Source organism: Haladaptatus pallidirubidus (assembly GCF_020700235.1).
GTDB lineage: Archaea > Halobacteriota > Halobacteria > Halobacteriales > Haladaptataceae > Haladaptatus > Haladaptatus pallidirubidus.
On sequence record NZ_CP085301.1, the window covers coordinates 1,142,769 to 1,159,869 of the forward strand.

Annotated in this window: 14 protein-coding genes and 1 pseudogene; 10 read left to right on the plus strand and 5 right to left on the minus strand. The window is 58.7% G+C overall.

Annotated elements, in window-relative coordinates:
• Positions 1–13 precede the first annotated feature (13 nt).
• Positions 14–724 (minus strand): hypothetical protein, encoded by a 711-nt coding sequence (locus LIX15_RS06425; RefSeq protein ID WP_227776664.1) that lies wholly within the window; start codon positions 722–724, stop codon positions 14–16.
• Positions 725–971: 247 nt separating this feature from the next.
• Here LIX15_RS06425 and LIX15_RS06430 point away from each other — a divergent pair, with 247 nt between their 5' ends.
• The 3 genes from LIX15_RS06430 to argS all read left to right on the plus strand — a co-directional run bounded on the left by LIX15_RS06430 (position 972) and on the right by argS (position 5,038).
• A complete protein-coding gene (locus tag LIX15_RS06430) occupies positions 972–1,313 on the plus strand; it encodes a DUF8159 domain-containing protein (protein ID WP_227776665.1) in 342 nt (113 codons plus the stop codon).
• A gap of 77 nt (positions 1,314–1,390) precedes the next feature.
• Positions 1,391–3,238: a twin-arginine translocase subunit TatC gene (locus LIX15_RS06435; protein ID WP_227776666.1), complete on the plus strand. Its 1,848-nt coding sequence runs from the start codon at positions 1,391–1,393 to the stop codon at positions 3,236–3,238.
• Between the two features lie 51 nt (positions 3,239–3,289).
• Positions 3,290–5,038 (plus strand): arginine--tRNA ligase, encoded by a 1,749-nt coding sequence (argS, locus tag LIX15_RS06440; protein WP_227776667.1) that lies wholly within the window; start codon positions 3,290–3,292, stop codon positions 5,036–5,038.
• Positions 5,039–5,204: 166 nt separating this feature from the next.
• Here the strand turns inward: argS and minD are convergent, their stop codons facing one another.
• Complete coding sequence (gene minD / locus LIX15_RS06445; RefSeq protein ID WP_227776668.1) at positions 5,205–6,746, minus strand: cell division ATPase MinD; 1,542 nt, start codon at positions 6,744–6,746, stop codon at positions 5,205–5,207.
• A 100-nt stretch (positions 6,747–6,846) separates the two neighbouring features.
• On the minus strand, positions 6,847–7,608 hold the full coding sequence (locus LIX15_RS06450; RefSeq protein ID WP_227776669.1) for a Fe-Mn family superoxide dismutase: 762 nt from the start codon (positions 7,606–7,608) through the stop codon (positions 6,847–6,849).
• Positions 7,609–7,759: 151 nt separating this feature from the next.
• Here LIX15_RS06450 and LIX15_RS06455 point away from each other — a divergent pair.
• From LIX15_RS06455 to prf1, 3 genes and pseudogenes are all read left to right on the plus strand, one after another.
• Positions 7,760–8,554 (plus strand): annotated as a pseudogene (locus LIX15_RS06455) (YqcI/YcgG family protein).
• A complete protein-coding gene (locus tag LIX15_RS06460) occupies positions 8,551–9,132 on the plus strand; it encodes a cysteine hydrolase family protein (RefSeq protein WP_227776670.1) in 582 nt (193 codons plus the stop codon). Before LIX15_RS06455 ends, LIX15_RS06460 begins: the two are co-directional and overlap by 4 nt.
• Positions 9,133–9,235: 103 nt before the next feature.
• Entirely contained in the window at positions 9,236–10,477 is a 1,242-nt protein-coding gene (gene prf1, locus LIX15_RS06465) for a peptide chain release factor aRF-1 (RefSeq protein ID WP_227776671.1), read from the plus strand.
• A gap of 42 nt (positions 10,478–10,519) precedes the next feature.
• Here prf1 and LIX15_RS06470 read toward each other — a convergent pair whose 3' ends face one another.
• Positions 10,520–11,350, minus strand: a complete 831-nt coding sequence (locus LIX15_RS06470) for a hypothetical protein (protein ID WP_227776672.1) — start codon at positions 11,348–11,350, stop codon at positions 10,520–10,522.
• Between the two features lie 356 nt (positions 11,351–11,706).
• On the opposite strand from LIX15_RS06470, the gene LIX15_RS06475 reads away from it, so the two are divergent.
• The 3 genes from LIX15_RS06475 (at position 11,707) to LIX15_RS06485 (ending at position 13,214) form a co-directional block, all read left to right on the plus strand.
• Positions 11,707–12,033 carry a hypothetical protein gene (locus LIX15_RS06475; RefSeq protein ID WP_227776673.1) on the plus strand — a complete coding sequence of 109 codons (327 nt, stop codon included), beginning with the start codon at positions 11,707–11,709 and terminating at the stop codon, positions 12,031–12,033.
• A gap of 66 nt (positions 12,034–12,099) precedes the next feature.
• Positions 12,100–12,744, plus strand: a complete 645-nt coding sequence (locus LIX15_RS06480) for a hypothetical protein (protein ID WP_227776674.1) — start codon at positions 12,100–12,102, stop codon at positions 12,742–12,744.
• Positions 12,741–13,214 (plus strand): hypothetical protein, encoded by a 474-nt coding sequence (locus tag LIX15_RS06485; protein WP_227776675.1) that lies wholly within the window; start codon positions 12,741–12,743, stop codon positions 13,212–13,214. The genes LIX15_RS06480 and LIX15_RS06485 overlap by 4 nt, the downstream gene beginning before the upstream one ends.
• 7 nt (positions 13,215–13,221) lie before the next feature.
• On the opposite strand, the gene LIX15_RS06490 is transcribed toward LIX15_RS06485, so the two are convergent.
• The gene (locus LIX15_RS06490) at positions 13,222–13,671 is read right to left on the minus strand and encodes a hypothetical protein (RefSeq protein WP_227776676.1); all 450 of its coding nucleotides are present in this window, start codon (positions 13,669–13,671) and stop codon (positions 13,222–13,224) included.
• Between the two features lie 121 nt (positions 13,672–13,792).
• On the opposite strand from LIX15_RS06490, the gene ileS reads away from it, so the two are divergent.
• Positions 13,793–16,990, plus strand: coding sequence for an isoleucine--tRNA ligase (ileS, locus tag LIX15_RS06495; protein WP_227776677.1), 3,198 nt, complete (start codon positions 13,793–13,795; stop codon positions 16,988–16,990).
• The last annotated feature ends 111 nt before the right edge of the window (positions 16,991–17,101 follow it).

Sequence of the window (17,101 nt, forward strand, 5' to 3'; positions counted from 1 at the left end):
TGGGAGTGAACCGTCACCGCAATCCGGGACGAAACGCTTCGAGAACAGAATCACGGTTCGGAACCTCCGAGAGGTTCACTTCGTACACCATCGGCCACGGCAAGCTACGTGCGACTCGCAGGGTGTTACCCTCGACGCTGACATCACGGACTCGCCGCCACGGTACGGCACTGTCAGCGACTATTCCATCCGTGCCGACGAGAAAGCTATCGTCGAGTATCGTAAGTGTGACCGTTCTGTCGTCGAACACCGAGTACCCAATCGTCATCCCGATGAATGTACCGATGATTTGGCCGACGAACGTTCCGTCGGAAAGGCCCCCACTGAGTGCGAGGTGAACCAAACCAATCCCAACGACACTGGGAACAAGCGTGAGTGGGATGTAATACCGGCGTAACTTGGTGGCACTGACTGCGGCGTGAATCGTCTGTGTTCGGTGCTGAATCTTCGCGCTCCGCCGGGAACCACAAGCAGTCCCGACGATGGCAACGAGCGCGAAGATAACTGAATACATAACGATTTCATCCGAGGGAGTGTACTCAGCGAGAACCGTTGCTCCGAAAATACCGACAAAAGGGAGAATGCCAGCGAGCGTGAGCAACCAGTGGAAGCGGGAAACGACTGTCCAATCGAGTCGGTCTGGAACCTGTTCAGCGGCTATCCAGCCAAGCAGTGCGACGAGGAAGCCGATTCCGAAGACGTAGTGTAGTGGAGAAGAATACAACCACAGAAGCGAGAGAGAGAGATAGCAGTCCCGGTGACAATGCCGAGCGCGATGCTGAATGCCTGCAACCGAGGAGGGCGAGGGCGCATATCGAATCCTTGTTTTTCCAACAATATCAGTGATGCGCAAATAAGGGAAAATTCGAACGGCAGAAGTCCACGAGAAGCGTAAAAAATTCGTGAGCTAATTGGGTTCGAAGTGCTACCTTCACGCAACTCCTTTACCCATAGGCTACGCCCTTTCCGCCATGACTCTCGACCCCGACCAACTCGAAGCGCGATTGATGAGCCACGGCGTCTACGTTACGTCGCTCGATACCGACGGGGAACGAATCGAAATCGAGTACGAGTCGATTAAAGCGGGGAACACGGGCGCGGTTCCTCACAGGGAAGTCGGCCGCGTCATCAACGTGGTTCGCGACCTGACCGAGTCGCCGAGAGGCGTCCGCGGAGAAGTCACCGACCTCGACGGCGAACAGGTGGGGAACTGGCGGGCGAAAGCCGAGTGGCTTCGGGAACTCGAAAACGGCGAACTATCTGAAGTGGATTTTTCGGAGCGAGTAATCGAAACGATAACCGAGGGGCAGTAGAGGCGAAGAGTCGTAGACGAGGAAAGTTGATAGCGTAGCGGAACGATACTACGTACCGCGATTACGCAGGGGTTCAAATGGGGGGAGAGAAACTTCGATTAGAGGGAGTGTTGGGTACTGCACTCAGGAGCGTGCGGTCTGAACTGCGGATTGCGTTCGTCGTAGGGGTCGTCGGATTTCTCGCTACGTTTTACGCCCTCCGGTTGTTCATCTGGCCGGAACTGGAAGGGCAATTGCTCGGAACGAAAGCGGTGGTCGTCGCGGTTACGCCGTTCGATGTCGTTCTTTTGCAGGCGAAAATCGGGCTGTTTGCTGGTCTGCTGTTCGCCAGCGGCTGGATTCTGTACCGCTCTCGGGAACCGCTCAGGGGGCGCGGCGCGTCGTTTCCAGGACGGCGACGAACGCACTTTTTCGTCGGAGCACTGGCCATCGCCCTGTTCGCTGGCGGCGTCGTTTATGCCTACTACGTTTTCCTCCCGCTCCTGTTCGCGTTTCTCATCAGCAACGCGGTTACCGCGGGGTTCCAACCGACCTACTCCATCGTGGACTGGACGCAGTTCGTCTTTTTGCTGGTTCTCGTACTCGGCCTAACCGCCGAACTCCCGCTGATTATGGGCGGATTGGTGTACGCCGACATCGTCTCCCCCGACCTGTTTCGGGAGTACTGGCGACACGCCGTTTTCGCCATCGTCGTCATCAGTTCGATGGTGAACGGTTCGCCCGACCCGTTCTCGATGTCCCTCGTGGCGATTCCGATGACGGCCCTGTACTTCGTCGGACTGGGTACCGCGAAGGTCGTCAGACGAGCCAGCGGTAATTCACGGGGACGTCGTTCTCGGAGTGGCGTCCCTGCCGAAATCGATCTCCAAAATCTCGATGCAAAGGGGATTCGCGCCGCACCACCGGAGGCCTTCGCCACCCTCACGGAACACGAAGCGCTGGAAATAGCCGACAGAGCGCTCGATGCGGGCGACTCCGAAAAGGCCGCTGCGATTCTCGACCGATTCGAGGCGCGCGCCGAGTCCGACGGCCTCGTCGCGAATGATTCACAAAACGACCAAGAGGGAAAAAACGGAAGCAGCGGGGACGTATCGGGTACAGTCGAACGAACAGCAAGCAGAATGGCCGCGGCGTTCGCCGAGGAGGAGACGACTGAAGACGACATCGGCGGCTACTACTACGACCTTCGGTTCGTCGTCGGAAGCCTACGGAGCAAATCGTTCCGCATCATCGGCGTCTTCATGGCCGTGGTCGCGCTGGTGTTCACCTACCTCTATCAAGGCGGCATCGGCGAGATCAAGCGTGATTTCCTGATTCACCTTCCGGCGGGGACGCCCACGAGCGAAGTGAATATCGTCCTCTTGCACCCGGTCGAAGCGCTCGCGTTCGAAATGAAAGTCAGCCTCCTTGTCGGCGTCGTAGCGGTGCTTCCCCTCGTGCTGTACTACGCGTGGCCGGCCATCGAAACGCGGGAACTCGCTCGCGCCAACCGAAACGTGTTTTTCGTCTGGGCGGGCGTCCTCGCCCTCGGACTCCTCGCCGGAAGTTTCGTCGGATATCGGTTCGTCGCGCCGACCGTGGTTTCTTACCTGGTCGCCGACGCGCTGGGCGCGAACATGATAATCGCATACCGCACCGCCGCGTTCTTCTGGTTGGTCTTCGCCACGACGGTCGGCGTCGGCCTCTGGATTGAAGTTCCGGTGACGATGCTGTTGTTCCATCACTCCGGAGTCGTCCGGTATCGAACGATGCGAACCTACTGGCGACAGGTCGCCGTCGGCGTGCTGGTCGCGTCCTCGCTCCTTCCGGGTGGCGTGCTGTTAATGGTCGGCGTGGGATTCGCGATTATATTGGCCTATGGTGTCGGACTCAGCGTTCTCTGGGTCGATTCGCTCGGCGAGCGGTTGGTTCGGGCGACCACCTGAGCGTCGCCAAATTCAGAAACCCATTTACCGGCAGCCCCGGAACGGACGGGTATGTTCCTGACGTTCAGGGAGGAAGTCGAGGCCGTCCTCCGCGAGACGCTCTCGTCCCTCGACCTCCCGACCGACGACCTCGGAATCGAAACGCCCCCGGAGGGTGTAGACGCCGTCCTCGCATCCAGCGCGGCGTTCCGACTCGCCGGGGAGGTCGGTGCACCGCCACCGAAAATCGCGGCCGACATCGCGGAGGAAATCGACGCCAGCGAGTTCGACTACATCACAGAGACGACGCCGCAAGGCCCGTACGTCAACTTCCTGCCGAGCGAAGCGTACTACGACGAGACAGTCACCGCGGGGCAGGACGAAGAGTACGGTCGCCTCGAATCGACCGGCGAAAGCGTCGTGGTCGAACACACCAGTGCGAACCCGACCGGCCCGGTTCACGTCGGCCGCGCCCGCAACCCGATTACGGGCGACGCCGTCGCTCGAATTCTGGATTTCGCGGGTAACGACGTTGACCGCCACTACTACGTCAACGACGCGGGCCGTCAGATTGCCGTGTTTACGTGGGCCTACGAAACCTTCGACGAGGACGACCTGCCAAAACCGGAGCGCGAGCGCGCCGACTACGACCTCGTGCGCTACTACCGCAAAGGAAACAGCTACCTCGAAGAGGCCGACCCCGAAGGCGTGGAGGAGGCCGAAACCGAGATTCAGTCCATTTTGCAGGGACTCGAAGAGGGCGACGAATCGACCTACGAGCGCGTCAGCGAAGTGGTCGATACCGTCCTGTCGGGCATGCGCGTCACGCTAGATCGCCTTCCCGCGGAGTTCGACGAGTTCGTCAAGGAAACCCGGTTCATGTTCGACGGGAGCACAGACGACGTAGTTACGCGCCTCAAAGAGAGCGAACAGTCGGTGTACGAGGAGGACGCGTGGCAACTCGACCTCTCCGAGTTCGGTTTCGAAAAGAACCTCGTCTTCCTGCGCTCCGACGACACGAGCCTCTACACGACCCGCGATTTGGCCCACCACGAGTGGAAACTGGACAACTACGACCGCGCCGTGACGGTCGTCGGCGAAGACCACAAGTTGCAAGCCGAACAACTCGCGCAGGCGCTCGAAATTCTCGGCAACGACACCGAAAAACTGACCGCGTTCCACTACTCTTGGGTCAATCTCCCCGAAGGCGGGATGAGCACCCGCGAAGGAACCGGCATCGACATGGACGACCTGCTCGACGAGGCCGAAAAGCGCGCCCGTGAAGAAGTCGAAAAGCGCATGGACACCCGCATCCGCGACGACGACCTCACCGAGGCAGATATCGACCGCATCGCCCGACAGGTCGGTATCGGCGCGGTGCGCTACGACATCATCTCGAAACAACCGACGAAAACCATCACATTCGAATGGGAGCGCGCACTGAATTTCGAGGCTCAGAGCGCACCATACGTCCAGTACGTTCACGCGCGAACCTGTGGAATTATCGAGGAGGTAGGTGGGGAGGTTCCGACTGAAATCGACCCCTCATTGCTCGCCACCGAGGAAGAGCGGGAACTCATCGAAGTCATCGCTCGTTTCCCGCACGTCATCGAGGAGGCTGCAGACGACCTCGAACCGCACGCCGTCGCCACGTACACCCGCCAGTTCGCGGAGACGTTCAACACGTTCTATCGCGAATGCCCGGTTCTCACCGCGGACGACGACCTGCGCGGCGCCCGCCTCGCGCTCGTGGCGGCGTCGAAACATACCATCGCGAACGCACTGAACGTCATCGGCATCGAAGCGCCGGAGTCGATGTAGAGAAACCGGAGGCTCCCGAACAAATCACCGCCGACGAACAGTATCGCGCCCGCTCCGAACCCGAGCGTGAGCAGTACGAACAGCACTATCCACCAGAACGGAACCGAACCCTCTTCCGCCATTCCGTATCCGTAGACCACGGCAGGACACTTTGTTATTGTCCGCGTTATCGGAACAGAGAACCGATTCGGCCGAACAGACCATTCTTCTCGTCGTCCGCCTCCGAACCCGCTTCATCTTCGTCGTTTAGGTGCGGCCGAACAGGTTCGTCCTGAAACGGAACCGCGTCGATATCTTCCTCGTTTTCGGGTTCCGCTTCCACGATTCCGTCCGGTAAGTCGGGGGATTCCTCCGGAGTTTCGTCCGAAAAGTCAGCGTTTGAGTCGGCGTTCCCCGCAGTTGGAATAGACCCGTTCGCAGACGGTGCGGATTCGTTTGCAGTCGAATCGGAGTCTTCCGCCATCGAATCGGCATCGTCAGCCGATTGTTGACTCGATTTTTCAGGTTCTTCTGCGGAGTCGGAGAGAACGGTGCTGGACTCGTTTTCGTCCCGCACATCGGAATCAGGAATCGCCCCGTCTTCGGATTCCTCCGCTTCGAGCGGTGCCGAAAATTCGTCCTCGGGAGCCTCTTTTAGTTCGTCAAAGCTCTTCTCGAACTCCGGTTCGTCGTCGGGGTTCACCGGCGTCTCGGCGGTCGCAGAAGCGTCGTCGGGTACCGCTTCGACAGTCGGCTCGCCGTCGGCGGTTTGGTCGCCGGTTTTGATGACGCGTCTGTCGATGAGGTCATGAACCGGGTCGGTTCCGGGCGCGGAATCCCTGTCTGGGTCGGAATCGGCTTGCTCAGCGGTTGGTGGCGAACCGGACTGCTTGGACTCCGCGGGGTCGGGGTCGTTCCGTTCAGATTTAGCACGGTCGGATTTAGACTGCATCAAATCCCCGTCTTCGAACATCGATTCGGAGAATTTCGTCGGGTTAGGTTCGCCGGAGAGTTCCGGCGTGTCCGTCTCGCCGGTGAGGATGTCGGCGAGTTCGCGGTACGCAGTCGCGGCGGGGGAGTTCGGTGCGAACACGGCCAACGGTCGACCTGCGTCGATTCCCATCGGGACCGTCTCGTCGTCGGGAACCACGGTGAGAACGTCGGTATCGAGCGTTCCCTCCACGTCGTCCGCGTTCAAGATGTCGTTGCTCCGGTGGGTGAGAACCGCACCGCGAACGGTTCCTTCGACGCGGGCCGTGAGTTCCGCAGTTTTGGCGGTGTCGCGCACCGCGGCAACGTCCGGCGTGGTGACGAGGAGGACGCCGTCCGCGAGCGAGAGCGGAAGAATCGTATCGTAGCTGATGCCCGCGCCGGTGTCTAGCAGGACGTACTCGTACTCTTCGCGCAGTTGGGCGACGACACGCTGTAGCTTCGCCGTCTGCGACTGTGCGAAGGCATGAATGTCGGTGCTACTCGGAAGCACGTGGATGTCTCCCGGCGCTTCGTAAATCGAATCCTCGACCGTCGTCTCACCCGCGAGCACCTCGTGGAGCGTCGAATCCGTCGGCTCGAAATCGAGGTAGCCCTCGACGTTCGCCATCCCGAGGTCGGTGTCCACGACGATTACCTCGTGTTCCGCCGACGCGAGCATCGCGCCGAGATTGATTGCGGTCGTCGTCTTCCCCACACCTCCTTTCCCGCTCGCAACCGCGTATACTGTCCCGGTCATGTTTGTTACGTCAAACCGAACAACAACACGTATATAAACCTAGTCCGTTGGCGTGGCGAGAAATACAGGCGAAGACGATGGCAGACGGAAGCGTCTTCGATTAGCACTCACCGAAAACGTTCGCTTCGCGCGCCACCTCGTACCGTTCCGCTACGTCGTCCCAGTTCACGACGTTCCAGAAGTTATCGACGTACTCGCCCCGGCTGTTCTCGTACTGGAGGTAATACGCGTGTTCCCAGACGTCGAGGACGAGGAGTGGCGTCGAGCCTTGAACCCCGATGTCGTTGTGATTTTCGGCCTGAATAACAATTGGTTTGTCCGCGACGTGGTCGTAAACTAGCATCCCCCATCCGGAGCCTTCGACGTTCTTCGCCGCCGCGGAGAAATCCTGCTTAAAACCGTCGAATGAGCCGAAATGCTCATCGATAGCGTCGGCGAGTGTACCGTCGGGTTCCCCACCGCCGTCCGGCGACATGTTCTGCCAGAACACGGAGTGGTTGACGTGGCCCGACAAGTTGAACGACAGGTCGCGCTTAACCGACTTCACGTCGTCGAAGTTCCCCGACTGGCGCATCTCGGCTAGCGATTCGAGGGCCGCGTTCGCGCCATCGACGTACCCTTGGTGGTGTTTGTCATGGTGTAGTTCCATGATTCGCGCGTCGATACTCGGTTCTAGTGCGTCGTACTCGTACGGGAGCGGAGGGAGTTCGTATGTCATGGTCGTTGTTGCAGCTTCGTCGTTCGTGTCCGCGATAGCAGTGGGCGCGCCGATGCCGACGAGTCCAGCGGTGACTCCGGTCGCTTGAAGGAACGACCGGCGAGAGGCGGCAGGTAATGGCGTCGCTTTATTTTCGTCGTTCATATTCTGTACCACCGCCGAAAAATATCTGCTCGAACATTAAAATCTAATTGGCCGATTCGAAAATAAGTCGGGGAGCGGAGACGATGGTACGTCGAACGGTATCGACCGGTCGAGAGAAAAGAAATAGGGATACTCGGCCGTAAGGCGATGTATGAACGAACCGGGTGTCGACGTGTTGATGACTCAGACGACGGTTCAGCGTCGTATCGACTCGGGTGTAGTACTCGACTGGGGCGTCGCACATTACGAGAGCTTTCGGGATGGCCTGCTCGGCGAGCGAAACGACGCGCCGTTTCCGTGTTATTTTGGCATCGAAACCGAACGGGAGGGTGACGGTTTGTACACCTTCTGTTCCTCGATGACAGACAAAAACGCGCTTCTCGCGCTCGGGGACACCATCGTCGAATATCTTGACGTGTACGAAGATTACAGCGAGCGCGCGCCGTTAACGGTGTTTTTCGAACCGCCGGAGGAGTCGTTAGACGAGTCAGACTATCACGAATCGCTCTGGCACATCCTGCAATTTCTGCACGTCCACGACCCGAAGCCGTGGCCGGAGGGAATTCCGACCGACCCGGACAACGAGCGCTGGGAGTTCTGCTTTAGCGGCGAACCAATGTTTCCGACCTGTCGGGCACCGTTTTACGAGGACAGAAAAAGCCGATACTGCCCGGTCGGGTTAGAAATTACGTTCCAACCGCGTTCGGTGTTCGAGGGCGTAACTGCAGATACGAACGCCGGACAAACCGCCCGGGAAGTGATTCAGGAGCGACTCGAAGAGTACGACGGCGTCTGTCCGCATGCCAACCCCGGTGATTGGGGCGTCGAAGGCGACCGCGAATGGGCGTAGTATCTATTCTCGGAGGACGCGGAAAAAGCACCGGACGAATGTCCGATTCGAATCAGTCGTGAACACCCGAAAAGTATCCTCCTCACCGACGCATGAGCCTCGAACTGTCGACAGATGACGACCTCTCCGATGCCGTTCTGCTCGCCATCGACTTCCAGCAAGGATTTCGAGACCCAGTGTGGGGAGCCCGTAACAACCCCGATGCGGAGAGTCGGGCAAACGAACTGCTCGTCGCGTGGCGGGCATCCGGCCGCCCCGTCGTTCACGTCCGCCACGATTCGCAGGAGGAAGATTCACCACTCCGCGGGGACACCGACGGATTCGCGTTCCTTCCGGAGATGGAACCGAAAGCCGACGAGCAGACGTTCGAAAAACAGGTCAACAGCGCCTTCATCGGCACAAATCTCGAATCGTGGCTCCGCGAACGGGAATACGAAACCCTCGTCGTCGTCGGATTGACCACCGACCACTGCGTTTCGACGAGCACCAGAATGGCCGAAAATATCGGATTTCGGCCGATCGTTGTGTCGGACGCAACCGCGACGTTCAACCGCATCGCGCCGAACGGAAGCGAAATAGACGCCGAAACGAACCATCAGGTCGCACTCGCACACCTCCGAAACGAATTCGCCACGATTGCGGATACCGAGGAAATATTGAACGTAGTGGACTGAACTACCAGAGGAGTCAGAAACGGTAGAATAGGCTGAACCATCGGTAGCGACTCGCACGCAAGGTCAAAGGTTACTTACCAGTTGGGGCGGCTAGAAGGGAGTAATGAGCCAGCAGGAGGAAGGACAGTCCGATAGGAAACGATACGAGTTCCAGAAGGTCATCGAAGACCTAAAACAGTACGAGGGCTCTGGGACGCAGCTCGTTACCATCTACATTCCATCGGACAAGCAAATCAGCGACGTGGTCGCGCACGTCACGCAGGAGCACAGCGAAGCGAGCAACATCAAGTCAAAGCAGACGCGGACAAACGTTCAGGACGCGCTCACGTCCATCAAAGACCGACTGCGCTACTACGATACGTTTCCACCGGACAACGGTATCGTCATCTTCAGCGGGGCGATTAACTCTGGCGGCGGTCAAACCACCATGGTCACCAAAGCGTTGGAAGACCCGCCGGAACCGGTCGAATCGTTCCGATACCACTGTGACTCCGAATTCCTCACGGAACCGCTGGAGGAGATGCTCGGCGACAAAGGCCTGTACGGGCTGGTCGTCCTCGACCGACGCGAGGCCAACGTCGGGTGGCTGAAAGGTAAACGCGTCGAGCCCGTCAAATCCGCCTCGTCGCTCGTGCCGGGTAAACAGAGAAAAGGTGGGCAGTCCGCCCAGCGTTTCGCCCGTCTCCGGTTAGAAGCCATCGATAACTTCTATCAGGAGGTCGCGGGAATGGCGAACGACCTGTTCGTTCCGAAACGACACGAGATGGACGGCATCCTCGTCGGCGGTCCCTCGCCGACGAAAGACGAGTTCTTGGACGGCGGCTACCTACACCACGAACTGCAGGATATGGTTCTCGGGAAGTTCGACGTCTCCTACACCGACGAATCTGGCCTCTACGACATCGTAGACGCCGCGTCTGACACACTAGCCGACGCGGAGGTAATGAAGGACAAACAGGAGATGGAGACGTTCTTCAAGGAACTCCACGAAGGCAACCTCGCAACTTACGGATTCGAACCGACGCGGAAGAATCTCATGATGGGGTCGGTAGACCGCCTGCTTCTCTCCGAAGACCTGCGCAGAGACGTCGTCGTCTTCGACTGCGGCGAGAAGGAGGAGTACGAGTTCATCGATCGGCGGAAGAACACGCCAGAATACACCTGCGACGATGGGTCGGAAGCCGAACTGGTGGAGCGCGAGGACGCCATCGAGTATCTGATGACCCTCGCCGAACAGCGCGGCACGGAAACGAAATTTATCAGCACGGACTTCGAGAAAGGCGAACAACTACTGAACGCCTTCGGCGGCGTCGCTGGCATCCTTCGCTACTCGACCGGCGTGTAAGCCGGTTCGTCCTTCTGCCTTCGCATTCTATTTCCGTTTCGACTACTCGTCGTCCGATCGCCTTCTCTTCGGCATCGTGGAGTAGTTCATCGTCACGTCGATGTCCGGCCTATCACTCTGCATCGTAGAGAACGCGGTGCTGACTTCCATATCCGGACGGTTTTCCGGCATGGTCGAACCGGCGGTAACGCTTTGGGCCGCAGATTCTCCCTCGCCGCCGGAACCCAACTCGCTCTGTTCTATTTGCTCTTGGAGTTGATCGCGAGCCTCCCCAATTTTCTCCTGGAACTCCTCCGCGTTCTCCGTCAGTTCGGACTGGAGTTTGCCTTCGGTGACCTCCGACGCCATTTCGGCCTTGTCCTCGGTCGATTCGACGAGTCCCGAATCCTCGTCACCGTCGGAATCGTCACCGCCGAAAACGTCCGAGAGCTCCTTTCCCTCCTCCCACAAGCTTTGCATCTCCTCGGAGCTCCAGAACTCGCGGAAATCGATGGCTTTCATCAGCGCCTTGTAATCGATTGCTTTCCGAAATTCACCGCTTTCAACCGCCTCCGGCACGTTGGAGAGTTCGACGACGTCGGGCAGGTCCGAAACGTCTACCGTTTCCAGAAACGCTTCCGAATCGAACGAATCGAGCACGTCCTCTCCGTCGTCGAGAACCGACCAGAGGTCGTCTGCCGCGGCCGTCACCTCATCGAACGAATCCGCGGATTCGAAAACCGTTTCGAAACGTTCGACGGCGGTCTGCACTCGTTCCGTAAATTCCGCGAACGAGCTATCGTCGGTTTCGTCCGCGGCGGGCTGTTTGCTCTCGAACTCTGTCAGTGACTGTTCTAACTCGTCGGCGACTTCGTTGAGTTGTTCGTTGGACATCGTGATCACGCGATTTCAGGGAGTCTCGATGCGGGTTCCGGACGACCAGTTGCGTTCGAAATTGCGGATATGTATCCGGAGTCACACATGAGTCCGTCTACGGAGGGACGAGATAGACGAATATAAATTGATTGCTGGTCTTGAAGCCCATCTCGTCCCTGCCGAATTCCGGCGCAGCGTATCTTCGGGCAGATTTCCAAAATTCTCGTTCGGATATTTTGGAATAGAGAACGTCACGGAACGGCGCGGCTCGGTAGGTACGTGCGCAGTTCCTCTAGACCGATCGTAATATTAGATTCGCGCAGGTATTCAAAAATAGTTGATGTTAATGAGTGGCGAAGTCGTTGTCCCAGGAAATGAGCGAATGGGAATCGACGGGCGAGCGAATCGGCCGAGAAATCGGAGGGAAAATCGGTCGTGCACTCGGTGAGTGGATGGGGCAACAACTCATCCGCGAGGATGACGGGGACAGAAGCGTCTCCGAGCAGGATAGCGACGTACCGTCCGACGAGGCGAACACCGAAACCGTATCCGAAACGCCGAACAGTCGGAAAGAGCTAGAAGAGCTGTCGTACAGGGAACTCCAACAACTCGCGAAGGAGGTCGGCGTCAAAGCGAACACGAAGAAAGAGGAGATGGTCAAAAACGTCGCCGATGAGTTGGGTATCGATGCGACGGAGTGAGCGACCGATGGGGTCGCAAGCGCCTACCTAGTTATATACACGAGAAGGTTGACAGGGTGTACACGGATGAGGGGGGAGCAACGGCGGGATGAAGCGATTACAGAGCTATCGTTCTCGGGACCACACCGATTGCTGACGGACGGTGGTGAGACCGAAGAAGAATCAGCGTCCGCGGAGGAAGAAGACGACGAGGAATCCACCACGGAGGAGTCGGCAGAAACTGAAGAAGTTGAGGGAGAAGAGGAAGCGTCGGATGAGGAATCTGAAGGAGAAGCGGAACCCGAAGACGAGGAGAATGAGGCGGCAAGCGAAGAGGAAGCCGAAGACGGCGAGGAGGGAACGACGGTTCTCTACCTCGATTTGGAGGGGCTGTTTCTCAATCTTTTAGGTCTCGAAGTGGACTTAAACGAGGTCGAACTGGACATCTCCGCGATGTCCCGTCCCGGCGGACTACTCGGTAATCTGCTTTCGGGAGTCGCAGGACTACTGGACAAAGGACCGTTGACTCGCCTGAGCGATGCGATATCCGGTCTCGAACTTCCGTCGCTGCCCGAGTTCGAACTTCCGTCGGTATCAGACCTTCTGCCGAGTGTCGGGGATGGAGATGGAATATCCAATATGGTCTACGGAATGATAAACGAACTGCTGGATATGCTACTCGAAGCGCTCGGAGAGGACGAATCGGCGGACGAGGAGGCGAATAATTCATGAGCGAAAAGGAAAAAACGCAGGAGAACCTCTCGAAATTGACCAACCAGTTGGGACTCGGAGGCGATGGCGACGATGACGACGATTCCGAACTCCTCGATTCAGTTCCGACACCGTCGCCCGGAACGGACAAACTGGGCTCACTCGGGGAGAAATTGGGTCGTCGCCTCGGTGCCGTCATCGGAAAACGAATCGGAATAAAAGTCGGGAATCTGTTGTCCGAATCGAGCTCGGGTGGGGCAAACGGAGACGAAGGCGAGGAAGAGGAGTCGGAGGAAAGCGAAGAGGAAGAAGAGGAGTCGGAGGAAAGCGAAGAGGAAGAAGAGGAGTCGGAGGAAAGCGAAGAGGAAGAAGGTGAAGAGGAAGAAGGAGAAGAAGAAGGTCCGTCCCTCGACGAGATGTCCGATGAGGAACTCCAGTCGCTTGCGACTGACCTGCAAGAACAACTCAGACAGCGGTCAGAATCGAGCTGACGACGAATCAGTAGAAAGTGGAGTCGGTCGAGGGATTCGAGGATTGCGACCGGTCGCTACGCATTCTCCACCGCTCGTTTGGACTGACGCCGATAGACGAGCAGGTATGTGACCGGAAGCGTCGCCGCGAAGACGGCGACCCAGTAGAATATCTGCGTGAATGGGTGTCAGGTGGTGCGAGAAACGGCCCGGCAAACATCGCAGAAAAACTGCTGAGTGCGACTATGAAGGCGATACGATTTCCGCGCGTCGGAGGGTGTCGTCGCTCGTGTAAGTGACGATACCTGATGAGGTAGTACAGTCCAGCGGGCCAGAAGAGAACCGCCGTGACGCCCCAGAACGAGGGAAATGAGCTTCCACGGGCGATGGCGTCGGAGTAGACCCAGTAGCTCAAGGGAACCAACGTTACGACGAACGTGAGGAAGGCTACGACAAAAGGGAGAGAGGGGGAAAGCATGGGAGGAAATTTCAGTCGCCGGAGTAAGTAGTTTCTGTGTGCTCGAACCTGCCCGCGTCGCGGAGTACAGGTCAACTGCACAACCGAACCCACTTTATTGTCGGGGGCACTCACATCGCACATGAGCAGATTTGCGGAAGTAAACGACCAGTACGAACCGCACTCGGTAGAAGACCGGGTGTTCGACTACTGGGACGAGGTGAACGCCTACAAGAAAACCAAGGCGAACCGAGAGGGCGCGGAACGATTCTTCTTCGTGGACGGTCCGCCATACACCTCCGGCGCGGCACACATGGGAACGACGTGGAACAAATCGCTGAAAGACGCCTATATCCGCTACCTGCGGATGTCCGGCTACGACGTGACCGACCGGCCGGGCTACGACATGCACGGTCTGCCCATCGAGACGAAAGTGGAGGAACGGATGGGCTTCGAGAACAAGAAGGACATCGAGGAGTTCGGGATGGAGAACTTCATCGAAGAGTGCAAGGAGTTCGCCGACGACCAACTCGACGGCCTCCAGAACGACTTCAAATCCTTCGGGGTTTGGATGGACTGGGAAAATCCCTACAAGACGGTTACCCCCGAGTACATGGAAGCCGCGTGGTGGGGCTTTCAGCGCGCTCACGAACGCGGCCTTGTCGAGCAGGGCAAACGCTCCATCAGCCAGTGTCCGCGCTGTGAAACCGCCATCGCCAACAACGAAGTCGAGTACGAGGACGTGGACGACCCGTCCATCTACGTGAAGTTCCCGATCCGCGACCGCGAGGGAAGCCTCGTCATCTGGACAACGACGCCGTGGACGGTTCCGGCGAACACCTTCGTCGCCGTCGATTCGGAGGGTACCTACGCCGAAGTTCGAGCCACCAAAGACGGCGAGACGGAAACACTCTACGTCGGCGAACCCAAGGTCGAGGAAGTGCTGAAGGAAGGTCGCTACGACGATTACGAAGTCGTTTCCGAACTGCTGGGCGAAGAACTGCTCGGCTGGGAGTACGACCACCCGCTCGACGACGAAGTACCAGACCACCCGAGCGGTGAAGGAACGCTCCGAGTGTACGAAGCGGATTACGTCGAAGTCGATGGCGACGGTACCGGTCTCGTCCACTCCGCACCCGGTCACGGTGAGGAAGACTTCAACCGCGGAACGGAACTCGGTCTGGACGTGTTCTGCCCCGTCGGCGGCGACGGCGTCTACCGCGAAGCGGGCGGCAAATACGAGGGACAGTTCGTCAAGGAGGCAGACGAGAACATCATGTCCGACCTCGATTCGAACGACCACCTCCTCGCCTCCGGCACCGTAAACCACAGTTACGGGCACTGTTGGCGGTGCGACACGGGAATCCTGCAAATCGTCACTGACCAGTGGTTCATCACGGTGACGGACATCAAGGACGAACTCCTCGACAACATCGAGGACAGCGAGTGGCATCCGCAGGAGGCCCGCGACGAGCGATTCTACAACTTCGTGGAGAACTCGCCGGATTGGAACGTTTCGCGCCAGCGATACTGGGGCGTACCAATCCCAATCTGGACGCCGGAAGAGTGGGACGGAAACATGGCCGACGTGGTCGTCGTCGGCACCCGCGAGGAGTTGGCCGAAGCGGTTGACCAAGACGTGAACCCCGAGGAGGTAGACCTCCACCGACCGACGGTGGACGACCTAACCATCACGAAAGACGGTACGGCCTACACCCGCGTTCCGGACGTGTTCGACGTGTGGCTCGACTCCTCCGTCGCATCGTGGGGGACGCTCGACTACCCCGGTAGCGAGGAAGATTTCGAGGAACTGTGGCCTGCCGACCTCATCATGGAGGCCCACGACCAGACCCGCGGCTGGTTCTGGTCGCAACTCGGTATGGGCACCGCAGCGCTCGGTGAAGTGCCGTACGACGACGTGCTGATGCACGGTTGGGCGCTCGCGGAAGACGGACGCAAGATGTCGAAATCCATCGGCAACATCGTCGCGCCCGAGGAGGCAATCGAGCGCCACGGAGCCGACCCGATGCGTCTCTTCCTGCTCTCGCAGAACCCGCAGGGCGAGGATATGCGCTTCTCGTGGGACGAAATGCAGAACATGCAGCGGAGCCTCAACATCCTCTGGAACGTGTTCCGATTCCCACTGCCGTACATGCGGTTGGACGACTTCGATCCGGATTCGGTTGATGTCAAAGACATCGAAACCGAACTCGTAGACGAATGGGTGCTCTCGCGCCTTCAGACCGTGACCGCCGAGATGACCGAGCAGTGGGACGAGTACCGCCAAGACCGGGCGCTTCGCGCACTGCTCGACTTCGTCGTGGAGGACGTGTCGCGGTTCTACATTCAGGTCGTCCGCGAGCGAATGTGGGAGGAAGAGGACAGCGCGAGCAAGCAGGCCGCCTACGCGACGTTCTACCACGTTCTGAAAACGGTGGTCGCCCTGCTCTCGCCGTTCGCGCCCTTCGTCAGCGAGAAAATCTACCAGAACCTCACGGGCGACGAGGGCGAGGAGAGCGTCCACATGCTCGACTTGCCTGAGGTTGATGAGTTCTGGCACGACGAGGAGATGGAAGCAGATGTGGCGGTGCTTCGCGCCGTCGAGGAAGCAGGCGCGAACGCCCGCCAGCAGGCAGAGCGAAAACTTCGCTGGCCAGTTTCCCGAATCGTCGTAGACGCGGGGGACGATGCCGTCGTCCGTGCAGTCGAAAACCACGCAAGCCTGCTAGCAGACCGTCTGAACGCCCGCAATGTCGAGCTCGTCTCGCCTGACGAGGGGTGGGGCGAACTGGCCTACAGCGCCGAAGCGGACATGAGCGTGCTCGGTCCGGCCTTCGGCGGCGATGCGGGCAGAGTGATGAACGCGCTCAACGAGGCACGCGTCTCCGACGCAGACCTCTCGGAACTCGAATCGGCGGTCGAAGACGAACTCGGCGAGGCTGTCGAACTGGACGACGAGATGGTCGAGTTCGTCACCCGGACGCCGGACGACGTGAGCGGTACATCATTCGACGTGAACGGCGACCAACTCGGCGTCGTCTACGTCGATACGAAGCTCACGGACGACATCGAGAGCGAGGGGTATGCCCGCGAGGTCATCCGCCGCGTACAGGAGATGCGAAAGGAGATGGATCTCGACATCGAGGAGGAAATTCGCCTCGAACTCGACGTCCACGACGAACGAGTGGCCGACTTCGTGGAGGGCCACATGGAACTCGTGAAAGAGGAGGTTCGCGCCGAAAGCGTCGGCGAAGTCGAAGACGGTCACCGCAAGGAGTGGGATGTCGAAGGCGTGACGATGACGATTGCGATAGTGCCGCTGGCGGAAGCAGAAGTGTAGAATTGACCGCGAGTATCCCGTAAAAGCGTATTATTTTCCCGCGGCGCTGACTGAGATAGGATTGGAAAAGGAGCGATATTAAGTGAGAGGAATGCGTGAGACGGTATAGGT

Excerpts from the sequence above, each read along its gene's own strand:
- LIX15_RS06435 (WP_227776666.1), top strand. The coding sequence starts at position 1,391 with ATGGGGGGAGAGAAACTTCGATTAGAGGGAGTGTTGGGTACTGCACTC.
- ileS (WP_227776677.1), top strand. The coding sequence starts at position 13,793 with ATGAGCAGATTTGCGGAAGTAAACGACCAGTACGAACCGCACTCGGTA.
- prf1 (WP_227776671.1), top strand. The coding sequence starts at position 9,236 with ATGAGCCAGCAGGAGGAAGGACAGTCCGATAGGAAACGATACGAGTTC.
- LIX15_RS06485 (WP_227776675.1), top strand. The coding sequence starts at position 12,741 with ATGAGCGAAAAGGAAAAAACGCAGGAGAACCTCTCGAAATTGACCAAC.
- LIX15_RS06470 (WP_227776672.1), bottom strand. The coding sequence starts at position 11,350 with ATGTCCAACGAACAACTCAACGAAGTCGCCGACGAGTTAGAACAGTCA.
- LIX15_RS06490 (WP_227776676.1), bottom strand. The coding sequence starts at position 13,671 with ATGCTTTCCCCCTCTCTCCCTTTTGTCGTAGCCTTCCTCACGTTCGTC.
- LIX15_RS06480 (WP_227776674.1), top strand. The coding sequence starts at position 12,100 with ATGAGGGGGGAGCAACGGCGGGATGAAGCGATTACAGAGCTATCGTTC.
- minD (WP_227776668.1), bottom strand. The coding sequence starts at position 6,746 with ATGACCGGGACAGTATACGCGGTTGCGAGCGGGAAAGGAGGTGTGGGG.
- LIX15_RS06475 (WP_227776673.1), top strand. The coding sequence starts at position 11,707 with ATGAGCGAATGGGAATCGACGGGCGAGCGAATCGGCCGAGAAATCGGA.
- LIX15_RS06460 (WP_227776670.1), top strand. The coding sequence starts at position 8,551 with ATGAGCCTCGAACTGTCGACAGATGACGACCTCTCCGATGCCGTTCTG.
- argS (WP_227776667.1), top strand. The coding sequence starts at position 3,290 with ATGTTCCTGACGTTCAGGGAGGAAGTCGAGGCCGTCCTCCGCGAGACG.
- LIX15_RS06430 (WP_227776665.1), top strand. The coding sequence starts at position 972 with ATGACTCTCGACCCCGACCAACTCGAAGCGCGATTGATGAGCCACGGC.
- LIX15_RS06450 (WP_227776669.1), bottom strand. The coding sequence starts at position 7,608 with ATGAACGACGAAAATAAAGCGACGCCATTACCTGCCGCCTCTCGCCGG.